At 34.6% G+C, this 22,574-nt stretch carries 21 protein-coding genes; 16 read left to right on the top strand and 5 right to left on the bottom strand.

Annotated elements, in window-relative coordinates; genetic code table 11:
- Positions 1-54 precede the first annotated feature (54 nt).
- Positions 55-939: an alpha/beta hydrolase gene (locus IJE13_RS08615; protein WP_292779468.1), complete on the top strand. Its 885-nt coding sequence runs from the start codon at positions 55-57 to the stop codon at positions 937-939.
- Positions 940-1,043: 104 nt separating this feature from the next.
- Here the strand turns inward: IJE13_RS08615 and IJE13_RS08610 are convergent, their stop codons facing one another.
- Together IJE13_RS08610 and IJE13_RS08605 are read right to left on the bottom strand one after the other, a co-directional pair.
- On the bottom strand, positions 1,044-1,697 hold the full coding sequence (locus tag IJE13_RS08610; RefSeq protein ID WP_292779466.1) for a 4'-phosphopantetheinyl transferase superfamily protein: 654 nt from the start codon (positions 1,695-1,697) through the stop codon (positions 1,044-1,046).
- A gap of 92 nt (positions 1,698-1,789) precedes the next feature.
- On the bottom strand, positions 1,790-2,833 hold the full coding sequence (locus IJE13_RS08605) for an acyltransferase (protein WP_292779463.1): 1,044 nt from the start codon (positions 2,831-2,833) through the stop codon (positions 1,790-1,792).
- Positions 2,834-3,101: 268 nt separating this feature from the next.
- On the opposite strand from IJE13_RS08605, the gene IJE13_RS08600 reads away from it, so the two are divergent.
- From IJE13_RS08600 to IJE13_RS08570, 7 genes are all read left to right on the top strand, one after another.
- Entirely contained in the window at positions 3,102-3,752 is a 651-nt protein-coding gene (locus IJE13_RS08600) for a delta 1-pyrroline-5-carboxylate synthetase (protein WP_366514855.1), read from the top strand.
- A 141-nt stretch (positions 3,753-3,893) separates the two neighbouring features.
- Positions 3,894-4,055 (top strand): zinc finger domain-containing protein, encoded by a 162-nt coding sequence (locus tag IJE13_RS08595; protein WP_292779460.1) that lies wholly within the window; start codon positions 3,894-3,896, stop codon positions 4,053-4,055.
- 90 nt (positions 4,056-4,145) lie between these two features.
- Complete coding sequence (locus tag IJE13_RS08590; protein ID WP_292779458.1) at positions 4,146-4,415, top strand: elongation factor 1-beta; 270 nt, start codon at positions 4,146-4,148, stop codon at positions 4,413-4,415.
- Positions 4,416-4,806: 391 nt separating this feature from the next.
- A complete protein-coding gene (locus IJE13_RS08585; RefSeq protein ID WP_292779456.1) occupies positions 4,807-5,868 on the top strand; it encodes an NAD(P)-dependent alcohol dehydrogenase in 1,062 nt (353 codons plus the stop codon).
- Positions 5,869-6,211: 343 nt separating this feature from the next.
- Entirely contained in the window at positions 6,212-7,462 is a 1,251-nt protein-coding gene (locus IJE13_RS08580) for a tripartite tricarboxylate transporter permease (RefSeq protein WP_292779454.1), read from the top strand.
- 62 nt (positions 7,463-7,524) lie between these two features.
- On the top strand, positions 7,525-8,946 hold the full coding sequence (locus IJE13_RS08575; protein WP_292779451.1) for a CpaF family protein: 1,422 nt from the start codon (positions 7,525-7,527) through the stop codon (positions 8,944-8,946).
- 220 nt (positions 8,947-9,166) lie between these two features.
- Positions 9,167-10,186, top strand: a complete 1,020-nt coding sequence (locus tag IJE13_RS08570; RefSeq protein ID WP_292779449.1) for a type II secretion system F family protein — start codon at positions 9,167-9,169, stop codon at positions 10,184-10,186.
- 425 nt (positions 10,187-10,611) lie between these two features.
- On the opposite strand, the gene hmdC is transcribed toward IJE13_RS08570, so the two are convergent.
- Entirely contained in the window at positions 10,612-12,120 is a 1,509-nt protein-coding gene (gene hmdC, locus IJE13_RS08565) for a 5,10-methenyltetrahydromethanopterin hydrogenase cofactor biosynthesis protein HmdC (RefSeq protein WP_292779448.1), read from the bottom strand.
- 569 nt (positions 12,121-12,689) lie between these two features.
- Here hmdC and hmd point away from each other — a divergent pair.
- The 7 genes from hmd to IJE13_RS08530 all read left to right on the top strand — a co-directional run bounded on the left by hmd (position 12,690) and on the right by IJE13_RS08530 (position 18,923).
- Positions 12,690-13,706 (top strand): 5,10-methenyltetrahydromethanopterin hydrogenase, encoded by a 1,017-nt coding sequence (gene hmd, locus IJE13_RS08560; protein ID WP_292779447.1) that lies wholly within the window; start codon positions 12,690-12,692, stop codon positions 13,704-13,706.
- A gap of 572 nt (positions 13,707-14,278) precedes the next feature.
- A complete protein-coding gene (hmdB, locus tag IJE13_RS08555) occupies positions 14,279-15,280 on the top strand; it encodes a 5,10-methenyltetrahydromethanopterin hydrogenase cofactor biosynthesis protein HmdB (protein WP_292779445.1) in 1,002 nt (333 codons plus the stop codon).
- A 74-nt stretch (positions 15,281-15,354) separates the two neighbouring features.
- The gene (locus IJE13_RS08550; RefSeq protein ID WP_292779443.1) at positions 15,355-15,831 is read left to right on the top strand and encodes a DUF3236 domain-containing protein; all 477 of its coding nucleotides are present in this window, start codon (positions 15,355-15,357) and stop codon (positions 15,829-15,831) included.
- 90 nt (positions 15,832-15,921) lie between these two features.
- On the top strand, positions 15,922-16,782 hold the full coding sequence (locus IJE13_RS08545) for an SAM-dependent methyltransferase HcgC family protein (protein WP_292779441.1): 861 nt from the start codon (positions 15,922-15,924) through the stop codon (positions 16,780-16,782).
- 70 nt (positions 16,783-16,852) lie between these two features.
- Positions 16,853-17,581, top strand: coding sequence for a Nif3-like dinuclear metal center hexameric protein (locus IJE13_RS08540; protein ID WP_292779439.1), 729 nt, complete (start codon positions 16,853-16,855; stop codon positions 17,579-17,581).
- 16 nt (positions 17,582-17,597) lie between these two features.
- Positions 17,598-18,242, top strand: coding sequence for a ThiF family adenylyltransferase (locus IJE13_RS08535; RefSeq protein WP_292779436.1), 645 nt, complete (start codon positions 17,598-17,600; stop codon positions 18,240-18,242).
- Between the two features lie 78 nt (positions 18,243-18,320).
- Complete coding sequence (locus tag IJE13_RS08530) at positions 18,321-18,923, top strand: UPF0254 family protein (RefSeq protein ID WP_292779433.1); 603 nt, start codon at positions 18,321-18,323, stop codon at positions 18,921-18,923.
- A 140-nt stretch (positions 18,924-19,063) separates the two neighbouring features.
- Here IJE13_RS08530 and IJE13_RS08525 read toward each other — a convergent pair whose 3' ends face one another.
- Both IJE13_RS08525 and IJE13_RS08520 read right to left on the bottom strand, forming a co-directional pair.
- Positions 19,064-21,232 (bottom strand): heavy metal translocating P-type ATPase, encoded by a 2,169-nt coding sequence (locus IJE13_RS08525; RefSeq protein WP_292779431.1) that lies wholly within the window; start codon positions 21,230-21,232, stop codon positions 19,064-19,066.
- Positions 21,233-21,376: 144 nt separating this feature from the next.
- The gene (locus tag IJE13_RS08520; RefSeq protein WP_292779428.1) at positions 21,377-21,652 is read right to left on the bottom strand and encodes a DUF6110 family protein; all 276 of its coding nucleotides are present in this window, start codon (positions 21,650-21,652) and stop codon (positions 21,377-21,379) included.
- Between the two features lie 626 nt (positions 21,653-22,278).
- Between IJE13_RS08520 and IJE13_RS08515 the strand changes: the two genes are divergently transcribed.
- Positions 22,279-22,515, top strand: a complete 237-nt coding sequence (locus IJE13_RS08515) for a FeoA family protein (RefSeq protein ID WP_292779426.1) — start codon at positions 22,279-22,281, stop codon at positions 22,513-22,515.
- Positions 22,516-22,574: the final 59 nt, after the last annotated feature.

Below are 22,574 nucleotides of genomic sequence, written 5' to 3'. Positions count from 1 at the left end.
CAAATTAATTCACTTAATCTAAAATTTTTCTTTAAAAAATTTTTGAGTAAAACAATGTCTGATAAGAAATCATTTATTGCAAGGATAGAGGAATCCATTTTAAGATTTACCAAGCCAAGCTATATGGACTTCGAAAAGGATATCCATGACTTTTTAATGCAAAGGGCTGAAATTACAGATGCGGAAGCAAAAGTTCCTTTTTTTAAAAGCAGAGATTGGAATGGCATTCAAGTGTTTGGTTTTGGAGATGAATCTTCGAAGATTAAAGTTCTTTTTATTCATGGCGGTGCATATCTGAATGAAATCAACTTGCAGCATCTTTTATATTGTAGGATGCTGGCAAGGCAGTTAGGCGCCTATGTGATTGCTCCGGTTTATCCTCTTGCCCCTAATCATTCATATGCAGAAACCTTTGACATTGTAACCAAGCTATATGGACATTTGCTTGAAGAAAAGGAAAAAACAACTGATAAATCAAATATTTCTTTAATGGGAGATTCAGCAGGTGGCGGATTTGTCTTATCATTCTGCCAATACTTAAAGGAAATTAGTTTGGAACAGCCAGATAATATTGTTGTTTTCTCCCCATGGGTAGACATTTCCATGTCTAACTGTCCTTATGAGAGTGAAGATGATCCAATTTTAGGCGAAGTAGGTCTAAGAGAGATTGGAAAGGAATGGGCCGGTGATTTGGACACAAAGGATTATAAGGTAAGTCCAATTTATGGTGACAGTGAAGGGCTTCCAAGAACTCTTATTTTCACTGGGGAAAATGAAATATTCTACAAAGACATCAAATTGTTTTATGAGAATCTCATTGATTGCGGTGTCGATGCCCGCTTAGTAGTGGGAAAAGGTCTTTTTCACATTTATCCAATGTTTCCTATTCCAGAAGCAAGAGATGCTTTAAAAGAGATTAAAAAAGAGTTTAAGAAATAGTTAAAAATAGTTTAAAATGAATATTTTTTTTAGATTGTTCTATTAGATTTATATTAATAATTTTTTTTTTTTTAAAAAAGAGTTAAGATTTATATGAATTAAATTCAGTATAAATCTTCAACATTGTATTCAAAAATTTCATCCACTTCATCTTCAGAGCTTATGGCTAACTTATACGGGTTTAAGTCAAATAGGCTGAATTTAATTTTTTCCTCATCTTCTTTTAAGTCAGGATTCTGATTCTTGACCTTAAATCCATCATCATCAACTATTTCAAAGCTATCTGTTTTCAAGAGGAAACCTAAACCTGTATATTTCATATAGCTTTCCTTTAGAACCCAATATTTGAAGAACTCATCAATGGAATCCTCTGATTTCTTCACGGTTTGATATTCGCTGTTTATGAAGAAGGTGTCGGCTATCTTCAAGTCAATCAAAGGATCTTTCTTTTCAATGTCAATGCCGATTTCCTTGTCGGATATTGCACATGCAACCATTCTGTTTGATTGGCTCATATTGAAGAATATGTCATCATGGTTGCTTATGTATGGCTTTCCGTTCTCTTCAATCTTTATGATAGGGTCAGTGACATTTTCCTCATCCAAGATCTTTCTTAAAAGAAGATAAGACCCGCAACTGAGCCTTTTCTCGCTATCAAAAATGAATCCTTTCAATTTCTCTTTTCTTTCTTCCGGTAAAAGATCATAGGCTTTTTCCAAATCCAAATCTTTTATGTTACAGTAAGCTACTTTAATCATATGATCACAATTGTATTTTTTTTAATGAAAATAGGGATAATATAAAATTATCTCATCTTAAATCATTTCATTTAAGATTATCCCATTTAAAATTATCTCATGTATAAAATGAATTTTCCGAATTTAGGAATTCTATAGATAATCACAGCTGCAATATAACTGCAGATAATTAATAGAATCCAAAGAATTATTGCTTTAATAGGTTCTGTAAATGGCAAGTAAAGCACCATAGGAAGCAATGGTATTCTGAATAGGTTATGTATCAGGAATACTGCAAAGGAGTATTTTGACAGGAACTCGATTCCTCTCAATCCTCTGACTTTCTTTCTTCTGGAACACAATTCAAACAATGCAAATGATCCTGTCAATACGAATGGGAATTCATACCATAGGAAGAAGCTGTATCCTCTAATATATGTATAGTATTGGAAAAATACACAGATTAAGAAGGAAACAATTGCAAGCAGTCTGAACTTATTGGTGGAGTACTTCTTGAACAGCCCTTTCTTGACCAGCCATCCTAAGATAATATAGATTCCATAGACACCTCCGCTGAAACCAAGACAGAACTGTATGTTCACATTTTGAATCCCTTCCATATCAAATAGGAGGCTTATGAAAGGCAAGAGGAATGCCAATAGTGAAAACACTATTGTGGCTTGGTTGATTGTTTTAGGGTCGAAATGGCTTAAGGCACTGGATACGAATGGCAGTGAAAGGTACATTCCAATGATCATCGGCATATACCACATATGGCTGAAGAACAGGTTTCCCGCTTCAATTGTATTGACTTGCATACTAAAGAAGGCTACAAACTGTATGCTGACTGCATAAATCAATGACCAAATGATTGTAACAATGACCAAGCCCTTGCAGTTCTTTTCCCAGAATCTGCGAACCTTCTCATCATCATAGACTCTATCCAGCAATAGATAACCGGTTATCATTAAGAAGAACGGCACACCTATACGGCCAATGAACAATGATGCAAATTGGAACACTCTTGAAAACAGGGTATAGTTCATTATCGCATCAGAGGATATGATATAGATTCCATCGGTTGCATGAATGTACAAAACAGTTAAAATAGCTATTGCCCTTACAAGATCAATCCATTCTATTCTATTTTGACTCATCAATCTTTCCCCAAGATTTATATGTTTATTTTTATTTTGCTGAATATATATAATTTATTTTTAAAATTTTAAAAAAATAGGATTAATATAATTTATTTTTAAGTTTTTCAAAAAAACATAATTATATATAATGTAAAAAATAAATAGTTAATTAATGCTATTTTTATAAATATTTAATATTTTTAAATATCTTTCAATTTTTAAAATATTCTATATTTTATAAGAATTATAATTTTTAAATTATTAATCATTCAGTTGTGATAGTATTATTGAATGGGTTATTAAGATTGGTGGAAGTTTATTCCCGAAGAAAGCAATTGAACTTGCAAATGCATTGAAAGACCAGAACTGCCTCTTTGTCATTGGCGGTGGAGAATTCGCCAATCTGATTAGAAAATATGATGATGAGATTGAATTCTCAGAGGATGTAACCCATGAGACAGCCATTGATTCAATGGATATTCTGGCTAAATTGCTGAATGATAAGTTAGCATTTACAGAAATCAGCTATACAATAGATGAAGCAATCAGTATATCTGATTCCAATAAGATACCAATTATGATTTGTTCACAAATCCTTAAGGAAAATGAACCTTTTGCACATTCCTGGGATGTTACAAGCGATTCAATTGCAGCTTACATTGCAAGTCTCTTGAATGCAAAGCTTTTAATAGCAACAAATGTAAATGGTATATATACAAAAGATCCATCCTTAAGTGGGGCGGAACTGATTAGGGAAATTGATGTAAATAAACTACTGACTTTTGACGAATCATCAATTGACTTGATGTTGCCTACTTTATTGATTGAGTATGGATTGGATTGTTATGTTGTCAATGGGGAGTGTCCTGAGAGAGTCTTGTCTATAATGAATGATGGGGATTGCTCTTTTGAATATACATTTATTCGCAATGGATAAATAAACAACATTTCAATAAACTATCTTTTTTAGAGGTAAAAAAATTAAATTAATTTTATTTGATTATGAATTTAATTTAAATAATCAAACATTAAATTTATAAATTAATAAATTAAATATTGTAATATATTCGGTGATAATATGGAAAAAGTATTTTGTCAATCTTGTAAACAAGAAATACCATTAATTGAACCTTATGTTCAATTCAACTGTCCAGAATGTGGTAAAGTTATCGCAAGATGTGAAAGTTGCCGTACTTTCGGTCACTCTTACAAATGCGAATGCGGATTTGAAGGACCATAAGTTTGATTTGGTATAAAAGATCAATTTGTATTTGGATTAATTAAATTAATTCATATTAGTTAATTATCTAGAATTTTTGGAGGAATGATTATGGGAGAAGTTGTTAACACTTTAAAAGTAATGCCTGAAAGCCCAGAAGTAGATTTAGAAGCATTAAAAGCAGCAATCACTGATGCAATGCCTACAGATGCAGAATTACACGAAATTACTGAAGAACCTATTGCATTCGGTTTAGTAGCTTTAAATGTTGTTTTCATCGTAGAAGACGGTGAAGGCGGAACTGGACCTACTGAAGATGCTATCATTGCTTTAGCTGATGTGGCTAGTGCAGAAATTACTGATTCTAGAAGATTAATGTAGCCAAGCTTTTTGACCTTCGGTCAAAAACCTTGACCAAAATTTTATCACTTTTTGTGATAAGTTTTCTTTTTTTATTTTAAAATTATTTTTTTTATTCGCTATTTTATTTCAATTCTCTTTTTTCAATTTTACTGGTTTTATATATTATTGTTAATTTTTATAAAATTTATTTGAATAATCAGCTATTTTTTTAGTAAATTATTATATTATGTTCATTTTTATATATTTTTATTAAATATTTAACTAGGTTTATCTAATTTTTTTGAATATTATTCAACAAAATTTATAAAGATTTAAATAATTAATAAGTCAATCTATTATTAGAGATGATTATTTCCAGCTTGTTCCAGAAATAGTCAACTCTTAAAAAATTTTTTAGGAGATATTAAAAATGAGAGGATTGGCAAGAATCGAACAAGACGTACTTGGTTGGGTCGACATTGAACTCGATGAATGTGGACCTTATGACGCAATCTGTAAGCCACTCGCTATGGCACCATGTACTTCAGATGTGCACATCGTATGGGGTCATGCATACATGAGCGATGCACCTAACCGTGTAGTGGGACACGAAGCTACCGCTGAAGTTATTAAAGTAGGGGACAAGGTCAAGGACTTCAAGCCTGGAGACCGTGTAATCGTACCTGCTATCACCCCTGACTGGCTGACCGTACCTGCAGAACAAGGATTCTCCCAACACTGTTACGGTATGGGTACAGGTATGAGTTTTGTAACCTTCAAACATGGTGTGTTTGCAGAACAATTCCATGTAAACCAAGCTGACGCTAACTTGGCTCACTTGCCTGAACATGTAAGCTTGGAACAAGCTGTAATGATTTCAGACATGATGACAACCGGTTTCTATGCTGCAGAGCTTGCAGACATCCAACCTGGTGATACAGTAGCTTGTTTCGGTATTGGTCCTGTAGGTCTCATGTCATTGGCTGGTGCACAAATTAAAGGTGCTTCCCACATCATTGCTGTAGGAAGCCGTCCGGTAGCTATCAAAGTGGCTAAGGAATATGGTGCAAACGATATTGTAGACTACCACAACGGTAACACAGTAGATCAGATCATGGACTTGACCGATGGAAAAGGAGTAGACAAGGTTGTAATCGGTGGAGGAGGAAAAGACACTCTCTCTGAAGCTTTATCTGTTCTAAAAGTCGGTGGTATCATCGGTAACGTATTGCACTATGACGGTATTGAAACAATTCCTGTTGACGGTCTCGCATGGGGTCAAGGACTTGCTGACAAGACAATCCGTGGTGGAGTATGTCCTGGTGGACGTGCCAGAATGGAAAAATTGGCTAATCTTGTTGAATATGGCCGTTTCGATTCATCCAAATTGATCACTCACAAGTTCGATAAATTTGAGGACATCGAAGAAGCTATGATCATGATGAGAGACAAACCACGTGACATGATTAAGCCTGCTGTTATCTTAGAATAGTTATAAACTATTCTTTTTTCTTTTTTTATTTTCTTTATTTATTTTATTTATTCAATGCTTTTTTACTATTTTTCACAATTTAATTATAATATTCCAAACAAATAATAATTTACATTTTCATCATCAAATTGTTTTAAAATTAATTCAATTTCACTAATTCATTATAATTTCCATTATTATTTTAATATTTCAATTTAAAATCAATTTTTCATTCTAATATTAATTTTACAATCTTATTTTTATATTTAAGTCATTTTTAACTGCTTAATTTAAATATAAGTTCTTATAAATAAGTTATTGTATTGAAACTGCTTGAATTAGCAAGATTAGATATGGTGATGTGATGTTCGATTTGGTTTTGGCATGCTTTTTGGGCATTGGAATTGGAACCTGTACTGGAATGGTTCCTGGAATACATGTCAACACTGCAGGAGCGATCATGTTTGCATCCTCTGCATTCCTCTTGAATTATATATCTGCAGAATTCCTATGTGTGATATTCGTATCAATGTCCATCGCACATGCCCTGATCGAATTTGTCCCATCAATGCTCTTGGGAGTTCCTGAGGAAGGGACTGCCACATCCATTCTTCCAGGTCATAGAATGGTATTGGAAGGAAGATCAAAGGAAGCCATTCGCATAGTTTCCGTTGGAGGGTTTGGAGCCATCCTTGTAGTCATAATTATGATGCCCGTATTTTCAGTAGTATTGCCTTTTCTGCAGGGAATATCCAAGCCATATACCTGGATTATTTTGACTGTAGTATCGATATATATGATTCGTAGATTAAGCAATGGGGATATTGCATTTCTATGGTCACTCCTCCTTTTTGTTTTATCCGGCATATTAGGTTGGATAATGCTTCAAACCCCCATATCTTCTGGAATCTCTCTTATGTGTACCTTTAGCGGTTTGTTTGGAATCAGTACAATATTGTTCAGTTTGAATGACAGCTCCTCAATTCCTCATCAGAACAGATTCTATGAATTGGAAATTGATATGGATGCAGTAAAAAGCATTTTTGCAGGAGGAACTGCAGGAGCCATTTTAGGATTTTTACCAGGATTCGGTCCTGCCCAGGGAAGCATCATAGCACAGGGAGCATGCGGAACAAGTGACGAAAGTGATGATACAAAAAACTTCTTGCTGGCCAATAGCGGATTGAACACTTCAGACACTCTCTTCTCACTCATTGCCATTTATCTGATTGGCAATCCAAGGAGCGGAATTGCCGTATACATGTCCTATTTGATTTCAGAGTTCACTTTATCACATCTGATGATATTTACCTTCGCTTCTTTAATTGCAGTTTCAATATCCTTGATGATCTGTTTGAAATTAGGTGACAGCTTTTCAAATCTCATGCAGGGAATAGATTATAGAAAGCTTTCAATTGCAGTAATAATCCTTATGATTGTTATTTTATATGCCTTCGCAATCATCTACAAAGGGCCGATATTGTATCTTACCCTTGCATTGATAACAACAACTGCAATGGGACTCCTTCCACATTATCTGGGAGTGAGCAAGTCACATCTGATGGGAGTCCTGATTCTGCCTGCAATTATAATCTATATGCAGATGTACATCTAGAGCCTTGAACTCATGTTTAACCTGATTTCAAATATCATCATCTAACATGATTTGGTGATTTGATGGAAACTGATTTTATTTCTAATGATAATGATTTAATTCCAAAATACAATGTATTGAAATTCAATTTTTCAGATGAGGAAAAGCTCATTCTGGAAGAGCTGAGGGAAAATCTGATAGATCTGGCTATCAATGAGAAGATGTCTTCATTCAATGAGGAATTGATATTGAAGGACATTATTCGCTTTTTGGAGAATAGGCTTCAAAACAGGTTTGATTATGATTATAAGGAGAATTTGGCTAGAAACATGATGAAGGAGCTTATTGGCTATGGTGAGATAAGTTCATTGATTGATGATGATAATTTAGAGGAAATAATGGTTATTGGAGTAAACAAGCCGGTTTTTGTCTATCACAGAAAGTATGGTATGATGGAAACGGATCTGTTCTTTGAGAATGAATGGCAGATAACAAACATAATCGATTCAATCGCCCGTGAAACCAATAGGCGAATAGACCAGCAATCTCCCATTTTGGATGCAAGGCTTGCAAATGGCTCAAGGGTAAACGCAACCATTCCTCCATTGTCTGCAAACGGGCCTACAATAACCATTAGAAAATTCAAGAAGGATCCTTTAACCATTGTTGATCTAATCCGATACAACACATTGAACACTGAAATGGCATCATTCCTATGGCTCTGTGTTGATGGATTGGGGGTAAAGCCTGCAAATATTATTGTATCCGGAGGAACAAGCTCAGGAAAGACAACATTGCTGAATGCACTTTCAATATTCATAAATCCAAAGGAGCGAATAATTACCATTGAAGACACATTAGAGCTTCAAATTCCACACAAGCATATTCTAAGGATGGAAGCAAGAACAGTGAATATTGAAAATCAAGGTGAAATAACTATTGAGGACTTGGTAAAGAACTCCCTCAGGCAAAGGCCTGACAGGATAATAGTTGGTGAGGTTAGAGGAAAGGAAGCCATCACATTATTCACAGCACTTAATACAGGTCACTCAGGATTTGGAACATTGCATGCAAACAATTCCAGGGAAACCATCACAAGACTTACAAATGCCCCTATGAATGTCCCAAAGATAATGATTTCCTCAATAGATTTCATAATAATGGAAAAGAGAATCTACAGGTCAGATGGAATTTCCTACAGAAGAATTACAGAAATCGCTGAAGTTGTAGGGATGGAGGAAGGAACCATTCAATTGAGCAAGCTGTTTGAGTGGGATAGTGAAAATGATGAATTCAGAAACCTGACAATCATGAGTAAAACCTTGGAAGAGATGGCAAATCTAAAAGGGGTTCATATTTCTAAATTGAATGAAGAATGGAAAAAGAGACAAAGTGTTTTGAACTTTTTGGTCAAAAATAATATTTCTTCACAAGAAGATATAAGTCAGATTCTTGAAAATTATTATCTTAATCAGGGCTACGTATTAAATAAAATTGACAGTTAATTAAATTGATGGTTTTTATGATATTTTTATTTTAATTAATCATATTTTTTATATTTTGATAGGAAATTTTATTCCTATTTTTAACCTTATTTTTTAGAGCATGGTGATTATTATTTTAGAGGAATTTTTTATTCAATTCAGTGATTTATTGATCAATCTTTTCATAAGATTTATTGATTTCATTATTTCATTTATGAACCGATTTAATGATAAAAGTAATTTGGAAAATGAAATTGATTCATATAATGAAAGTGATTCTAAGAATGAAATCAATTTTAATAGCAAAGAGATCTTTAAGATAAACAATTTCTTGAAAAATGATAGCATATTTGAAGAATTGGAAAATAGGTATTCTCATGATTATTCTTCAAATGAATCCAATTCCAACACCAAATCCCAGAATATCTTCACTAGCTTGAAAAATGAAAGTTATGATGGCAATGAATTGAATGATAATCTGAGTATTAAAGAAAGAATAATCAATCTATTGCTAAATAACAGTTACATTGAGGTAAATGAATCCAATATCTATAATAAGATCTCTAGAATTATTGTAGTGATGTTTTCTATTTTAACAATGATTGTTGCTTTAATCAGCTATTTCATATCATTGGAATTGGGATTGGCCATTCTCATAACATTTCTATTGATGACCATTGCAGTATTCTATTATCCGAAGATAAAAAAGGAAAAGGATTACTCTTCATTCTCCAAGGAACTTCCTTATGCACTAAGGCAATTGGCCACTGAACTTAGGTCTGGCAAAAGCCTATTTGATTCATTGGATTCCGTTGCAATCTCAGATTATGGTGTATTGTCTTTAGAGTTCTCGAGACTTCTTGAAGAAATCAAGTACGGGGAAAGCACAGAAACAGCATTCCTGAATCTGGAAAGGAGGGTTGATTCAAAGGCATTATCTCGAGTTATTTATGAAATTCTAACAAGCCTGAGGATTGGTTCAAACCTTTCCAACTCCTTAAGCATAATTGCAGATGATGTAAACTTTGACATCAGAATGAAATTGAAGGAGTATAGTGAAAAGCTGAATGCATTCATTATGATCTATACATTTTTAGCTATTTTGGCGCCGGTCATTATTTTGACAATGCTCCTTGCGGCCTCTGTAGTGATTGGCGATTTGGTTCCTGGTGATTTGATATTGGTTCTTTATTCTGTATTTTTTCCAATGATAATTGTATTTTTAGGGTTTGCAATAAAGAAATTGGAGCCTAAAGTCTAATGTGAAATTACTGAAGAAATAGAAGAAATAGTAAAAATAGGAAAATAATAAAAATAAATTAAAAAAAGTAAATGGCTTAAATTTTTAAAATAAAGTGATAAGGAGGAAGAAAATTGGTTTTGGCTTGGTTTGATTTATAAATTAAGAATATTTGATAAATATAAGATAAGAACAATGTTTTATTTTAGGTGACACATTGTTCTTATTGGTTTAAAGAGCATTATTTTTTTTTAATTTGAGCGATAAGTTTAAAAAATAGCTCTCTTTAAACACATATTTTATTTTATAATTTTTCATATAAAAACTTTATTACTTTTTTGTAAAAAAGTATTACTTTTTATTTATTTTTTGATTTTTTAGTATTATCACTAAAGATTTTTTTCATTTAACTCCATTTTTTTATAAGTTCTTCTTTCGAATTTCAATTAGATTATATTCACTGCATGAGGAATCTTGGACTTGATGGCATTATGTATTTGAGGAATTGTAGTGGTTACAATAGACTCCTTAGCTATCTTTCCAGCACCCTTATCATCTGCATGGCCTCTGATGATTGTTGCGTTCAATTCCTCTTGAAGATTGTCAACGCTGACTTGTTCCACCCAAGGGTTGCTGTCAGTGATAATGATTTCATCGATTCCCTTCTTATCTAACTCTTTTGCAACAAGCCATGAAACGAATCTGCCTCCGTGCAATGAAACGGAGTTTCCATTGATGCTCTCTGAAATTTCCTCTAAAGTCTTTGGAAGATGCATTTCCTTATACATCTTGGAGTTTTGTATTGTTGCCCAATGTGCATCTCCAATTGCAAATGAACCGATTGTCTTCGGATAGATGTTCTCAGGACCTGCAAGTTTCACCGCATGGGTCAATGCTAGGAGTTCTTCCCTTTGAACAGGAACTCTTGTCGGACCAGCTTGTATTTCCTCGTTCATGATTTTGATTACTCTTGGAAGGCCAAACTTGCCTCTTCTTGCAGTTCCGGGCTCGAAACCGCACATGTATCCGTGGTGGTTTTTAGGAAAACCGGTGATTATCACATTCAATCCGGTCCTAAGCCCTGCCCTGCATTCGCTTTCATAGGCTCCATTGGTGGCAACGACTTTACCTGGACATAGGATTCTGCTCATTGCTATTGCCTTTGCAAAGCTTTCATTTGTGTTTTCACATCTGTTGAATGGGCCTCCTTCAATCACAAAAACGTCCACACCCATTTCAATGGCCTTTTCGAATCCAATGATAAGTTCATCGTATCCGTCACCTACAAACATGATTGCTTCGAGTCCTTTTCCATATTTTTTAGCAAGGTCTGCCAGGTCTTCAGCTTCTTCAAGAGGTGCCGCATGTCCATCATTGCACTGTTCGCTGCTTAAGTTGATTGCAACTGAAGATGATAGCCGCACCCAGGTTTCCTTGTCCATCTCTTCAGCCTTTTCCTTATCGATCAATCTTTCATGGATTCTTCCTCTTGGGCATTCAGTAAAGCTTGGGCCTTGATTGTAGCAGTCTCCGCCACATCCCACGATATGTTTAGGGAATCTCATTGCACCATATTTTCCAAAGTGGTCAAGGTCCAATGGAACATCTGTAATGTTGTAGACCTCTTCCATTATTTCGACTCCTCTTTGACCGTATTTCTCTCCAATGTCTGAGAATGCGTATGCGCAAATGTGTATAGGAGCTCCAATCATATTGGCAAGCATACAGTTGCCGAAGAGCTCCATCTTTTCCAAGTCTGAAGCGCAGGTTCCAACAACCACTTCAGTCAGGTCACATCCTATTGGGAACTTCTTGAAACGGGTTCCAAGTTTCATGGTCTCTTCAAAACTTAAGTCTGAAATTGCATCAACAACAGATGTCACATCCTTTTCAGCCTTTGCCAATTCCAAAGCACTTTCATCACTATTTATTGATTCCTTAATAAGTTCATACATTTTTTCCCTCAACTTCGAGTCTTTTTAAAGTATTTTCTTAAATGAATTATTGTAAATTAGTCTAATTATTACTATATTTTAAAAAATCCATAAAAAAGTAATACTTTTTTATAAAAATTTATTACTAATTCTACTTTTCTATTTAATTTTTCTATAATATAAAAATTTTGTTATTTTTTAGGCCTTTTTTGATAAAATTTTCTTGAGTATTACTTTTAGTTTCATATGACTCAAAGAGTAATAAATAATTTTAAATATGTATTACAATATATTTATTATTACTACTTTGTTAATTAGTATTACTAAATTCTTATAAAATTCGTTTAAGTATTACTACTTAATTAACTTAATGATTTGACTCAAAGTTTTATAAGTAATTGGAGTACTTTAATGGGGTTTTTAAAACTTTTAAAGAATTATCGTCATGTTTTAAAATTAATTCTAAATCATGACCTCATATATTTTCCCTAAATCCAAATCAAAGTTTGGCCCCATTTATAGAATTGGTGATGCGATTAATAAAATAAAATTTCTAACAAAGTGGTAAAATATAAAGGAGATATTTAAAAATGAAAGTAGCAATTTTAGGTGCTGGCTGTTACAGAACTCACGCAGCTAGTGGAATTACAAATTTCTCTAGAGCTTGTGAAGTAGCAGACATTACCGGAAAAGAAAACATCTCAATGACCCACTCTACCATTGAAATGGGTGCTGAACTTTTAGAATTAGCAGGTGTAGATGAAGTTGTTGTAGCTGACCCTGTATTTGACGGCGAATTTACTGTAGTGGAAGACTTTGATTATGCAGAAGTAATTGCTGCACACAAAGCTGGAAACCCTGAAGAAGTAATGCCAGCAATCAGAGCAAAAGTAGGAGAATTAGCAGAAACCGTACCTAAACCAGCTAACGGTGCTATTCACTTTACTCACCCAGAAGATTTAGGAATGAAATGTACTACCGACGACCGTGAAGCAGTAGCTGACGCAGACTGGATCATGACCTGGTTACCAGAAGGAGGTATGCAACCTGCAATCATCGAAAAATTCGCTGATGTAATTAAAGATGGTGCAATTGTAACCCACGCATGTACTATCCCAACTCCCGGATTAAACCAAATCTTCGAAGACTTAGGCAAAAACGTAAACGTAGCTTCCTACCACCCAGGTGCAGTACCTGAAATGAAAGGTCAAGTTTACATTGCAGAAGGTTTCGCTGACCAAGCAGCTATCGACACTTTAAAAGATTTAGGTGCTAAAGCAAGAGGATCCGCATTCACCTTACCTGCAAACATGGTAGGTCCTGTATGTGATATGTGTTCCGCAGTAACTGCAATTACCTATGCTGGTCTTTTATCCTACAGAGACACTGTAACTCAAATCTTAGGTGCACCAGCAGGATTCGCTCAAATGATGGCTAACGAAGCATTAACCAACGTAACCAAATTGATGGCAGATGAAGGTATTGACAAAATGGATGAAGCATTAAACCCTGGTGCATTATTAGGTACCGCTGACTCCATGAACTTCGGTCCATTATCTGAAATTGTACCTACTATCTTAGAATCTTTAGAAAAAAGATCTAAATAAGTAATTTGGGTTAAAAAAAGATCTGAATATATTGTTTGGTCTTAAAAAAAGATTAAAATAAGTGTTATAACTTTATTAGTTATAATGGTTGAAATTGCTCTTTGAGAAATTTTAGCTACCAAAACTAAAGAAATTAAATTTAATAGACATTAATCTTTTTTGTGAATTTTGGGGTTAATGCTATTAATTTAATTCTTTAGTCACTATTAAACAATAAGTTATTATTTTAATTCACAAAAGCTCATGAAGAATTATAATAACATATCATCTAATGAATTAATATTTATTGATATTATTATTTATTTATTGTTATATTGTTTTTGGAATGTTTAAAAACAGTAATAACATTAATTAAATTTTTAATATTTTTATTAAGAGATAAGATAGTTCTATTATAATTATTCATAAGTTTTTATTATTTTTATTATTCTGTTTAACTAATCAGATAATACTCTTAAAATTCTGTTTAATGTAATCAGATTAATATTTTGTAAAGCTTATTGAAGAAATTTGTAAAATATTAATCTAATTATCATTAATTAATTATTTTATAAACTAGTTAAGGTGTTAACTTGATAGAATCTATCTTAGAGAAAGCTAAAAATAGAGAAAAATTAACTAAAAATGAATTAATTCAATTATTTGAAATAGATGATGAGGAAAATCTAAGGAAATTATGCCAGATTGCTTGTGACATCCGTAATGAATGTTCCGATGTGATCAAATTGACCTCTACAATCCATCTTACAAATAAATGTCAAGTTCAACCAAGATGCAAATACTGCGGATTTGCCGCTAAAACCTCATCCATCGGATATTACGATGCATTCTATAAATCTGATGAAGAGATACGTGAAGCGGCATTCTGCGTTGAAAGATCAGGCATTCCTAGAATCAGCTGTTCCGGCGGACACGGCTATAAGGGCAAGCAGGCAGTCAATGCAGCAAGGATTGTAAAAGGTGAGACAAACCTTGAGATATTGGTCAATGTCGGTGCTGACCTGACCCAGGAGGCTGTTGATGAATTGAAGAAATGCAATGCAGATACCGTTTGCTGCAATTTGGAAACAACCAATGAAGAGCTTTTCAATTTCGTAAAGCCTGGTGAAAGATTATCCGATCGTATAAACATTTGCCAAATGGTATCTGATGCGGGAATAGGATTGTCTTCCGGACTATTGATTGGTCTTGGGGAGTCCTATGAAGACAGGGTTGACCATCTGATCTTCCTAGGCACTTTTGACACCTTGGAGGAAATTCCTATCATGGGATTCAATCCTTATGTTGACACTCCAATGGAAAATCATCCTCCTTGTTCAATTGAAGAGCAATTGAAGACCATTGCCATTACAAGGATCATGTATTCTCGTATTAGGATTACCGTTCCGACACCGACCATAGGTCCTGAGAATGTTGAGCTTCCTTTGCTTGCAGGAGCCAACAATTTGGCAACTGTCATTCCAGAGGATTATCCTTTGATTGTAAAGGGAGTTGGAAATCCTGACTACGGCAATTTGCATGAAGTCATTTCAGTGGTTGAGAATTTAGGCCTTGAAGTTCAGCTTCACGCTTAAGTCATTGAATTCTTTGTCTATTCAAATACAAAATTGATTTGTTTTTTTAATGTTTAAGTTATATTCGTGATAAAATGGCATTTGAAGAAAGTATTAGGAATGCGTCTCTCCAATCTTATGAAGGCACTCGTAAAGGAGACACCATTGAAGAGATTGAAGCTATTCAGGATTATATTCGCAATGCAAAGATTGTAGTTCCCAATAAGAATGGCATTAAAGTGGAGGTTATTAACGAAGTCCTTAATAGATTTGGCATTCCATCTGCAGAATATTTGCATGTGAATACCAATTACGCTGATTTCAGCCGCATGCCTGCCATTGCAAAAGCCATGATTGCAGTGGATCAGTCAGATGCAGATCTTGTCATTGCAAGAGGGCGTTTGGGAATTCCAGGCTCCGGTTCCTTTCTGGTTTTTATGGACAGCAAGTCAAGAATACTGACTGCAGCGACTTCCCCTTCCCATGTCATCCATCATCAGCCATTGGAGAAGACAGTTTATAAGGAAACTTTAGAGGCTTTGAAAAAGGTAGGATTTAAAGAGATTGAATAGATTTAATGGTATGGGTTAATTTTTATCTTAGGATTTATTTGATGATTAAATGAATTTTCAAGTTTTATTTAAAATTTCTTTGATGATAAAATGAATATTCAGGATTATGATACTGGAATAAGTTCAGAGGTCTTTACAGTAAAGTCAAATATTCGATTAATAGATATCTTTAATTTGATTTTAGAGAAGAAGGCAAATGCTGTATTGGATTTATTCAGTGATTTAGTGAAAAAGGAAATAATCAATAAGGAAAGTTCCATAGTGATTGTCGGAACTTATTTTACAGGAATAACCATTGCAAAATACTTATCATATAATGATTACAATGATATCACTATTGTTGATATCTATCCTCATCTTGAAAGATTCATAGGTTCAAAATTGGGAAATCCCCTTATTGAAAAGGGGGATGAAAAGGGCAATGATATCTTAGAATCTTTTAGGAATATCAGATTCTCTTCCGATTTGGATTTGATAAAGAATGCTGATGTTGTAATTGACACCACTGGCTTGGGAGGACTTAATGAAAGCCAATCCGAAGCCATTTATACAAAGGTTTTCATTATTGAAGACCCGATAGCTGAAGACAATGACCCTTTGCTAAATGTTAAGAACAACATCTACAATAGGGCTAGTCTAGTCAATTCCTATAATAAGTATGTCCTTAAAACAAAAGGATTGGATACAAAGACATCAGGGACCATGACATTGGCGATAGATGTCTTAAGGCAGTCCATGAATGAGATATTGGCAAGGGAAGGTGTTCTTTATTGCTCAAGTGAAATGACATTCTATGAGGAAATCATCTTTAAGGAAAAGGATTTGGACAGATTCTTCAGATTAATCGAATCTCCAGTCATTAAGGTTTCAACAATCTTGCCTTTTGATTGTGATGATCTCATTAAAGACTTTATTGATGAGATTCATTCGGAAATCTTGATTAGGTGGTAGTTTTTATATAAATCAATTTAGTTTAAGGCGGAAGTTTTATAAAAGTGATTTTATCTTATTAGGTGGAAATATGTTTGCAAATGATATTTTTAATATTATAGATGAAATGGTGCCTCGCAGATATGCACTGGAAAATGACAAAATAGGATATTTTGGAAAGACTTTTGACAATTTGGATATTAAAAATATTAAGATTCTAATGGATCTGTTTCCTAATGATGACTTGAAATTCAATACTGGAGACTTGGTCATTTCCCATCACCCTCCGTTATTCATGCCAAAAACACCTACATATGTTGTTCATTCCAATTGGGATATTATGAGTGGAGGTTCCAATGATGCCCTGGCTTATTATTTGGGTCTAAAGCCAATTTCAATTTTCCACAAGCAAACTGGAATTGGCAGAATCTGCTCCTCAACAAAAACATTGGACCAGTTTTTAGCGTTGATCTGCTATAAGTTTGGTCCTGAGAATGTAAGGTTGGTTCATGATGGCGATTTTGATAAGATGATGAGGAAGATAGCCATTGTTTCAGGTTTCGGCTTAAGCAATAGGGACTTTATTAAGTTGGCCAAGGACAGGTCTGTAGATGCATTTGTCTCAGGTGACTTGAATCATTCTAATGCAATTCTGGCCAAAAAGCTGGGAGTTACCCTGATTGATGTTTCCCATCATATCATTGAGCTTCCAGGATTGTTTGCATTTACACAGATGCTGAAAAACAATAAGGAGATTGATGTTCCTGTGGAAATGATAGACACTGGTGTTCCTTGGAAATATATCTCTGCCGATTTTTAATTTGTAGGATGGTAAAATGATTCAGGAAATGGAAAACAATTTAGTTCCCAAGGGAAGTATTGATTTAGTGGGCTTTGGAAGATTAGGATTAAGAACAGGGATTAACCTCATTCAAATTCATAGGGGAGGCCCTGCCAAGATAACAGTCATTGACGGACAGAAGATATCAGAATCAGACATAATATTTCTATTGAAAGGCGCTGAAGTGGGAACTTACAAAGCTGATTTTCTAAAGGAGATTTCCACTCATCCAAGTGATTTCAGGGAAGTTGTCTCAATCACAGAAGATATTGGTGAAGACAATTTGAATCTGATACAAGGGGATGTTGTTGTCATTGAGATAGCTGGAGGAAACACAATACCTACAGCTGCAAACATTATCAGGAAGGCACATGAAAACGGATCTAAAACAATAGGAACTGCAGGAATCTTTGGCATTGGAGATGAGGAAATCATAGTGAAAGACATTTCAGAATTTGATGATTCCAATCCTGCCGTTGAAGAGCTAAGAAAAGAGGGAATCATAGAAAATCATATGATTGTAACTACAAACACATTCATTCGTGATGCAATTCCAATAACCCCTTATGTTTTGGATGACATTGCCAATATCATTACAAGAGAGGCTTTGAAGCTATTGATTGAAAAGAATAATGAATAATTTAAAATGATTAAAATATGATTAATTTCGATTTAAAACAAGGTTAATTCTTGGATTATTATTCTGAAGGTTTTAAAAATGATTACTATTGCTACTGCTGAATGCTTTACCCACGGGATATTGGCTAGAGAGATACATGCTCTTGCCCAGGATTATGAGGATAATTTCTCATCCAAATATTCAAATCTGGTGAATGAGGCTCAGAAGGACTGCATAAAGGATGCAATCTTAGATGACAAGTGTTCCATTTTTGATTTAAGGGATCTAAGTGTGACCTGCGGATTGTTCATACCTACCTTGGATGCAGTCAGGTCCATTCTGCAGATTGACAATCCAGTCGAACCTTTGGAATTGATTAAGGGAATCAAGGTCTATGATGACATTGGGGACATTGAAATGTCCATCCTGATGGCAGAAGCCGCTAAAAAAATAGCAAATACATCTATAGGGATAGGTACAACAGCAGGAATCGGTAACGGTGGTATCGCCATTGTGGACGATGATATGATTATTAGCACAAGTTCTGATGTAAGTGCCAATTTAATCAAGGCCAATTCCAATAATTTGTATATGCGTCAGAAGAGTGGCATAGAGAAAACATTGAAGATACTGATTTACTATTTGAATGGCAATTTTGATAGGATCAGGAATTTGAATAATGTCAATATCATCTATAAATGAAAATAAAAAAAGAATTATAAACCGAATTTTTATAATTCAGCTTATAATTTAAACAATTTTTTAAATAATTTTAGTTAAACAATTTTTTTTAAACAATTAATTTTTTAAATTAATAAAATTCTAAAAACTTTTTTGAAAACTTATTTTCCGGCTTCACCAATTAATGCATCAGTGCTGTGGCTTGCCTCAGCATTGATTGCGAATGCCTCTTCATCCCCTAATACTGATTTGGTGCTTCTTAGACCAAACAGCATAGTGGATAGGTTATGAAGCAAGGAAGTTGTAGTAGGAGGTATTGCTCCTAGCAATCCAAGACCTATTAATGATCCATTGAACATGACAATGTGCCTATAATTGGTGTTTATCTTGTCAAGCATTCCAGTGGACAGCTTTCTAAGTGTTACCAGGTCATGCAAGTCATCTGAAAGAAGTGAGATGTCTGCAACCTCCCTTGCAATGTCTGATGAGTTTCTCATTGCCACTGAAACATCTGCGGCGGACAATGCAGGGGAATCGTTGATTCCATCGCCAACCATTATCACTTGATGGCCTTCATCTTTCAGCTCTTGGATTATGCTGGCCTTGTCTTCCGGAAGGACCTGTGACTTGTACCTTGTAATGCCTAAGTCATTGGCTATCTTGTTTGCGGCGTTTTCACTGTCACCAGTCAGCATGACCACATTGCTAATGCCTAGCTCTTTAAGCTGGTTGATAACATCATAGGCTTCGTCCCTTACAGGGTCTGAAATGCAAAGGATTCCCTGAAGCTTCTTGCCGATTGCAAGATAGATTACAGAATACTCCTTGATGTTTTCTTCTATGAGCTTCTGCTGCTTCTTGGTGAACCTTATTCCTTCATCCTCTTCTACGAAGTGCCTGCTTCCGATGATTGCCCTTTTGCCGTCATAGGTGGTTGAGATTCCATGTGCAACGATGTATTCGACTTCACTATGGTCTTCCTCATGATGCAACCCTTCCTTTTCGGCCTGCTTTACAATGGCTGTTGCCACACTATGTGCAAAGTGCTCTTCAATGCATGCAGAGATTCTCAAGACTTCATCCCTATCGTATTTTCCGCATGGAATGACCTTTTCCAGTACCGGGTGGGCATTGGTCAGGGTTCCGGTCTTGTCAAAGACTATTGTATCTGCATTTGCATATGCTTCCAAGTGTTTTCCGCCTTTAACCATCATCCTGTTGTCAGATGCTTCCTTCATTGCAGTGATGACTGAAATAGGAGTGGTCAGCTTGATTGCACATGAGAAGTCCACCATCAATACAGCCAATGCCTTTGTGGTGTTTCCTGTAAGCAGGTAGGTCAATGCGGTTGTCAGCAGACTGTAAGGTACAATGGAATCTGCCAATCTTTCCGCCTTGCTTTGAATGCTTGCCTTCAGCTCTTCAGAGTCTTCAATCATGTCAATGATCTTATTCAGTCTGGTTTCATCGTTGACGCTGCGGACTTCAATTATGATTGATCCCTCTTCCACAACAGTTCCTGCGTGTACAGCTTTGCCTGTGCTTTTATGAACTGCCAAGGATTCTCCAGTCATGGAAGCCTCATTGATCATCGCATCCCCATCGGCAATCACTCCATCAATTGGGATTATTGCTCCGGTTCTGATTCTTATCTTATCCTCCTTCTTGATTTCAGATAATGGGAATTGCCTTTCAATCTCATTGCCCTCATCATCCTCTTCAACCAGCCATACGCTATCTATGTTTAATGCCAAGCTGCTTTTCATTGTGCTTTTGGTCTTTTGCATGGTATAGTCTTCCAGCATGTCTGAGATGGATAGGAGGAACATCATGGAACCGACGGATTTGTAATTGCGGGTCAGCAATGATGCAGCTATCGCTGTTCCGTCAAGAAGTGCAACATCAGTGCGAAAGCTTGTCAAGCTATCCAAACCATGGTATAGGTAGTGGGATGCTCGATAAAACATTCTAATCTTTCTAAATGGAATGGGCAGAATGATCTTAAAGAGATATCTTTTCAACACATGCTTTGACAGCCTTGTGAAAAAGTCGTTTGATATTTCACTTAGACTTATTTCATCGCTCGCCTTTCCTTCATAAAGATCCTTTTGGGATATCTTATCCAATATATGAAGAATTTCCTCTTTTCTGTCTGCATCATTATAATAGATTAATATGCTTCCGTTTCTGTGTGAGATGTTCACAGCATCAATGAAGTCGTATTCAAGCAAGGTTTCGCTCAAGCCATAAGTTTCCTTTTTGGTAAATGCATCTTTACCTGCACGCACTCTCAATCGAGTGCCCTTATCGTAAACTATATCGTAAATCATGGCTCTGATTCATAATATATTGCAATTAAAAATTAGATTCTTTTATTAGATTTGCCTAATGTCTATTAAAAAAATATATAATTTTTAATTTTCCTTAATTATTCTTACCACTGATTATTTTTACTAATAATTATTTTTGACAACTTATTCTTCATCATCAGTTATGTCAACACATACGCTTTCCTTTTTTGCTGCTTTTGCATCTGTGTGAATGTCTTCAGCATTGTCTTTGATGTCTTGAATGGACTCTTCTAGTTCGCTTTTGCAGGTCAATACCTTTGCCATTCCTTTAGCGGCATAGTCTTTGGTTGTTTGTGATTCCAATATTTTCTTGCCTACAATTGCAGTAGCTATTCCTCCAACAAAAAGCAATGCATGCTTATGCTCGATCATTTTATCAATAATTTCTCTTTGTGCCATAATATCACCATTTTTAATTTTCAATCCAATAGCAAATCTTTTGCTATTCAGACTCTGTTTATTATATTTCATTTCCGTTTTATTTAAATGTTTAGGTTTACCTAAATATATGTATTAATACTAATTATATATTATTATGTATAACTAAAAGATATTTCTTATTTTTATTTTGATTCCTTATTTCTCTTTTTAAAGCGTTTTCCTTGGGAATCGATTTTTCCAACGGTTTTTTCTAAAATTTTTATAGATACAATTAGGTAAACCTAAACTTTATATATTATGAAAACAAAAATAGTATTAGGTTTTAGGTATGCCTAAAATAATCTATTTGGCAAATCCTTTATTTTCATTTTAATTAACAATCCAAATATTTTTAAAAATCAACACAATTTATTTTAAAAATATCCCCATTTTTAAAACAGAATTTAAAAAATTTAATTAAACTACAAAAGCCTTTAAATATTGAGATTTCGTCCAAGCTAGATTTAGGCATACCTAAATTTCCTACTTTATTGGCAGATGCCTAATTATAGACCGCTATGTTCCAATGATATTTTATTAATATGGGTTTTCTGCAATTATCAGACATAATATTTATTTAATAAATTTCTTGAGAGGTTTTGAAAATGATAAAAAGATTGAATGAACTTAAATCTGGAGAATCCGGCACTTTAGTTTCATATGGTTCTGGAGGAGACTTGGAATTGAAAAGACACTTGCTCGGTATGGGCTTTGTCAAGGGTGCAGACGTAGAAGTGGAAAAGGTTGCACCACTCGGGGATCCTATACAAATCAAGGTGAAAGGATATTCCGTTTGTCTTAGAAAAGAGGAAGCAAGAAACATTGAAATTGAAGTCGCATGATTTCTTAATCTGATATTTTAATGAAAAATATTTTTTTAATTTTTAATTTTTATAAATTT

Origin of the sequence: Methanobrevibacter sp., assembly GCF_017410345.1 — an archaeon.
GTDB lineage: Archaea > Methanobacteriota > Methanobacteria > Methanobacteriales > Methanobacteriaceae > Methanobrevibacter.
This window is presented reverse-complemented; position numbering and strand designations above follow the sequence as displayed.

Excerpts from the sequence above, each read along its gene's own strand:
- IJE13_RS08615 (WP_292779468.1), top strand. The coding sequence starts at position 55 with ATGTCTGATAAGAAATCATTTATTGCAAGGATAGAGGAATCCATTTTA.
- IJE13_RS08610 (WP_292779466.1), bottom strand. The coding sequence starts at position 1,697 with ATGATTAAAGTAGCTTACTGTAACATAAAAGATTTGGATTTGGAAAAA.
- IJE13_RS08605 (WP_292779463.1), bottom strand. The coding sequence starts at position 2,833 with ATGAGTCAAAATAGAATAGAATGGATTGATCTTGTAAGGGCAATAGCT.
- IJE13_RS08595 (WP_292779460.1), top strand. The coding sequence starts at position 3,894 with ATGGAAAAAGTATTTTGTCAATCTTGTAAACAAGAAATACCATTAATT.
- IJE13_RS08590 (WP_292779458.1), top strand. The coding sequence starts at position 4,146 with ATGGGAGAAGTTGTTAACACTTTAAAAGTAATGCCTGAAAGCCCAGAA.
- IJE13_RS08585 (WP_292779456.1), top strand. The coding sequence starts at position 4,807 with ATGAGAGGATTGGCAAGAATCGAACAAGACGTACTTGGTTGGGTCGAC.
- IJE13_RS08580 (WP_292779454.1), top strand. The coding sequence starts at position 6,212 with ATGTTCGATTTGGTTTTGGCATGCTTTTTGGGCATTGGAATTGGAACC.
- IJE13_RS08575 (WP_292779451.1), top strand. The coding sequence starts at position 7,525 with ATGGAAACTGATTTTATTTCTAATGATAATGATTTAATTCCAAAATAC.
- hmdC (WP_292779448.1), bottom strand. The coding sequence starts at position 12,120 with ATGTATGAACTTATTAAGGAATCAATAAATAGTGATGAAAGTGCTTTG.
- hmd (WP_292779447.1), top strand. The coding sequence starts at position 12,690 with ATGAAAGTAGCAATTTTAGGTGCTGGCTGTTACAGAACTCACGCAGCT.
- IJE13_RS08550 (WP_292779443.1), top strand. The coding sequence starts at position 15,355 with ATGGCATTTGAAGAAAGTATTAGGAATGCGTCTCTCCAATCTTATGAA.
- IJE13_RS08545 (WP_292779441.1), top strand. The coding sequence starts at position 15,922 with ATGAATATTCAGGATTATGATACTGGAATAAGTTCAGAGGTCTTTACA.
- IJE13_RS08540 (WP_292779439.1), top strand. The coding sequence starts at position 16,853 with ATGTTTGCAAATGATATTTTTAATATTATAGATGAAATGGTGCCTCGC.
- IJE13_RS08535 (WP_292779436.1), top strand. The coding sequence starts at position 17,598 with ATGATTCAGGAAATGGAAAACAATTTAGTTCCCAAGGGAAGTATTGAT.
- IJE13_RS08530 (WP_292779433.1), top strand. The coding sequence starts at position 18,321 with ATGATTACTATTGCTACTGCTGAATGCTTTACCCACGGGATATTGGCT.
- IJE13_RS08525 (WP_292779431.1), bottom strand. The coding sequence starts at position 21,232 with ATGATTTACGATATAGTTTACGATAAGGGCACTCGATTGAGAGTGCGT.
- IJE13_RS08520 (WP_292779428.1), bottom strand. The coding sequence starts at position 21,652 with ATGGCACAAAGAGAAATTATTGATAAAATGATCGAGCATAAGCATGCA.
- IJE13_RS08515 (WP_292779426.1), top strand. The coding sequence starts at position 22,279 with ATGATAAAAAGATTGAATGAACTTAAATCTGGAGAATCCGGCACTTTA.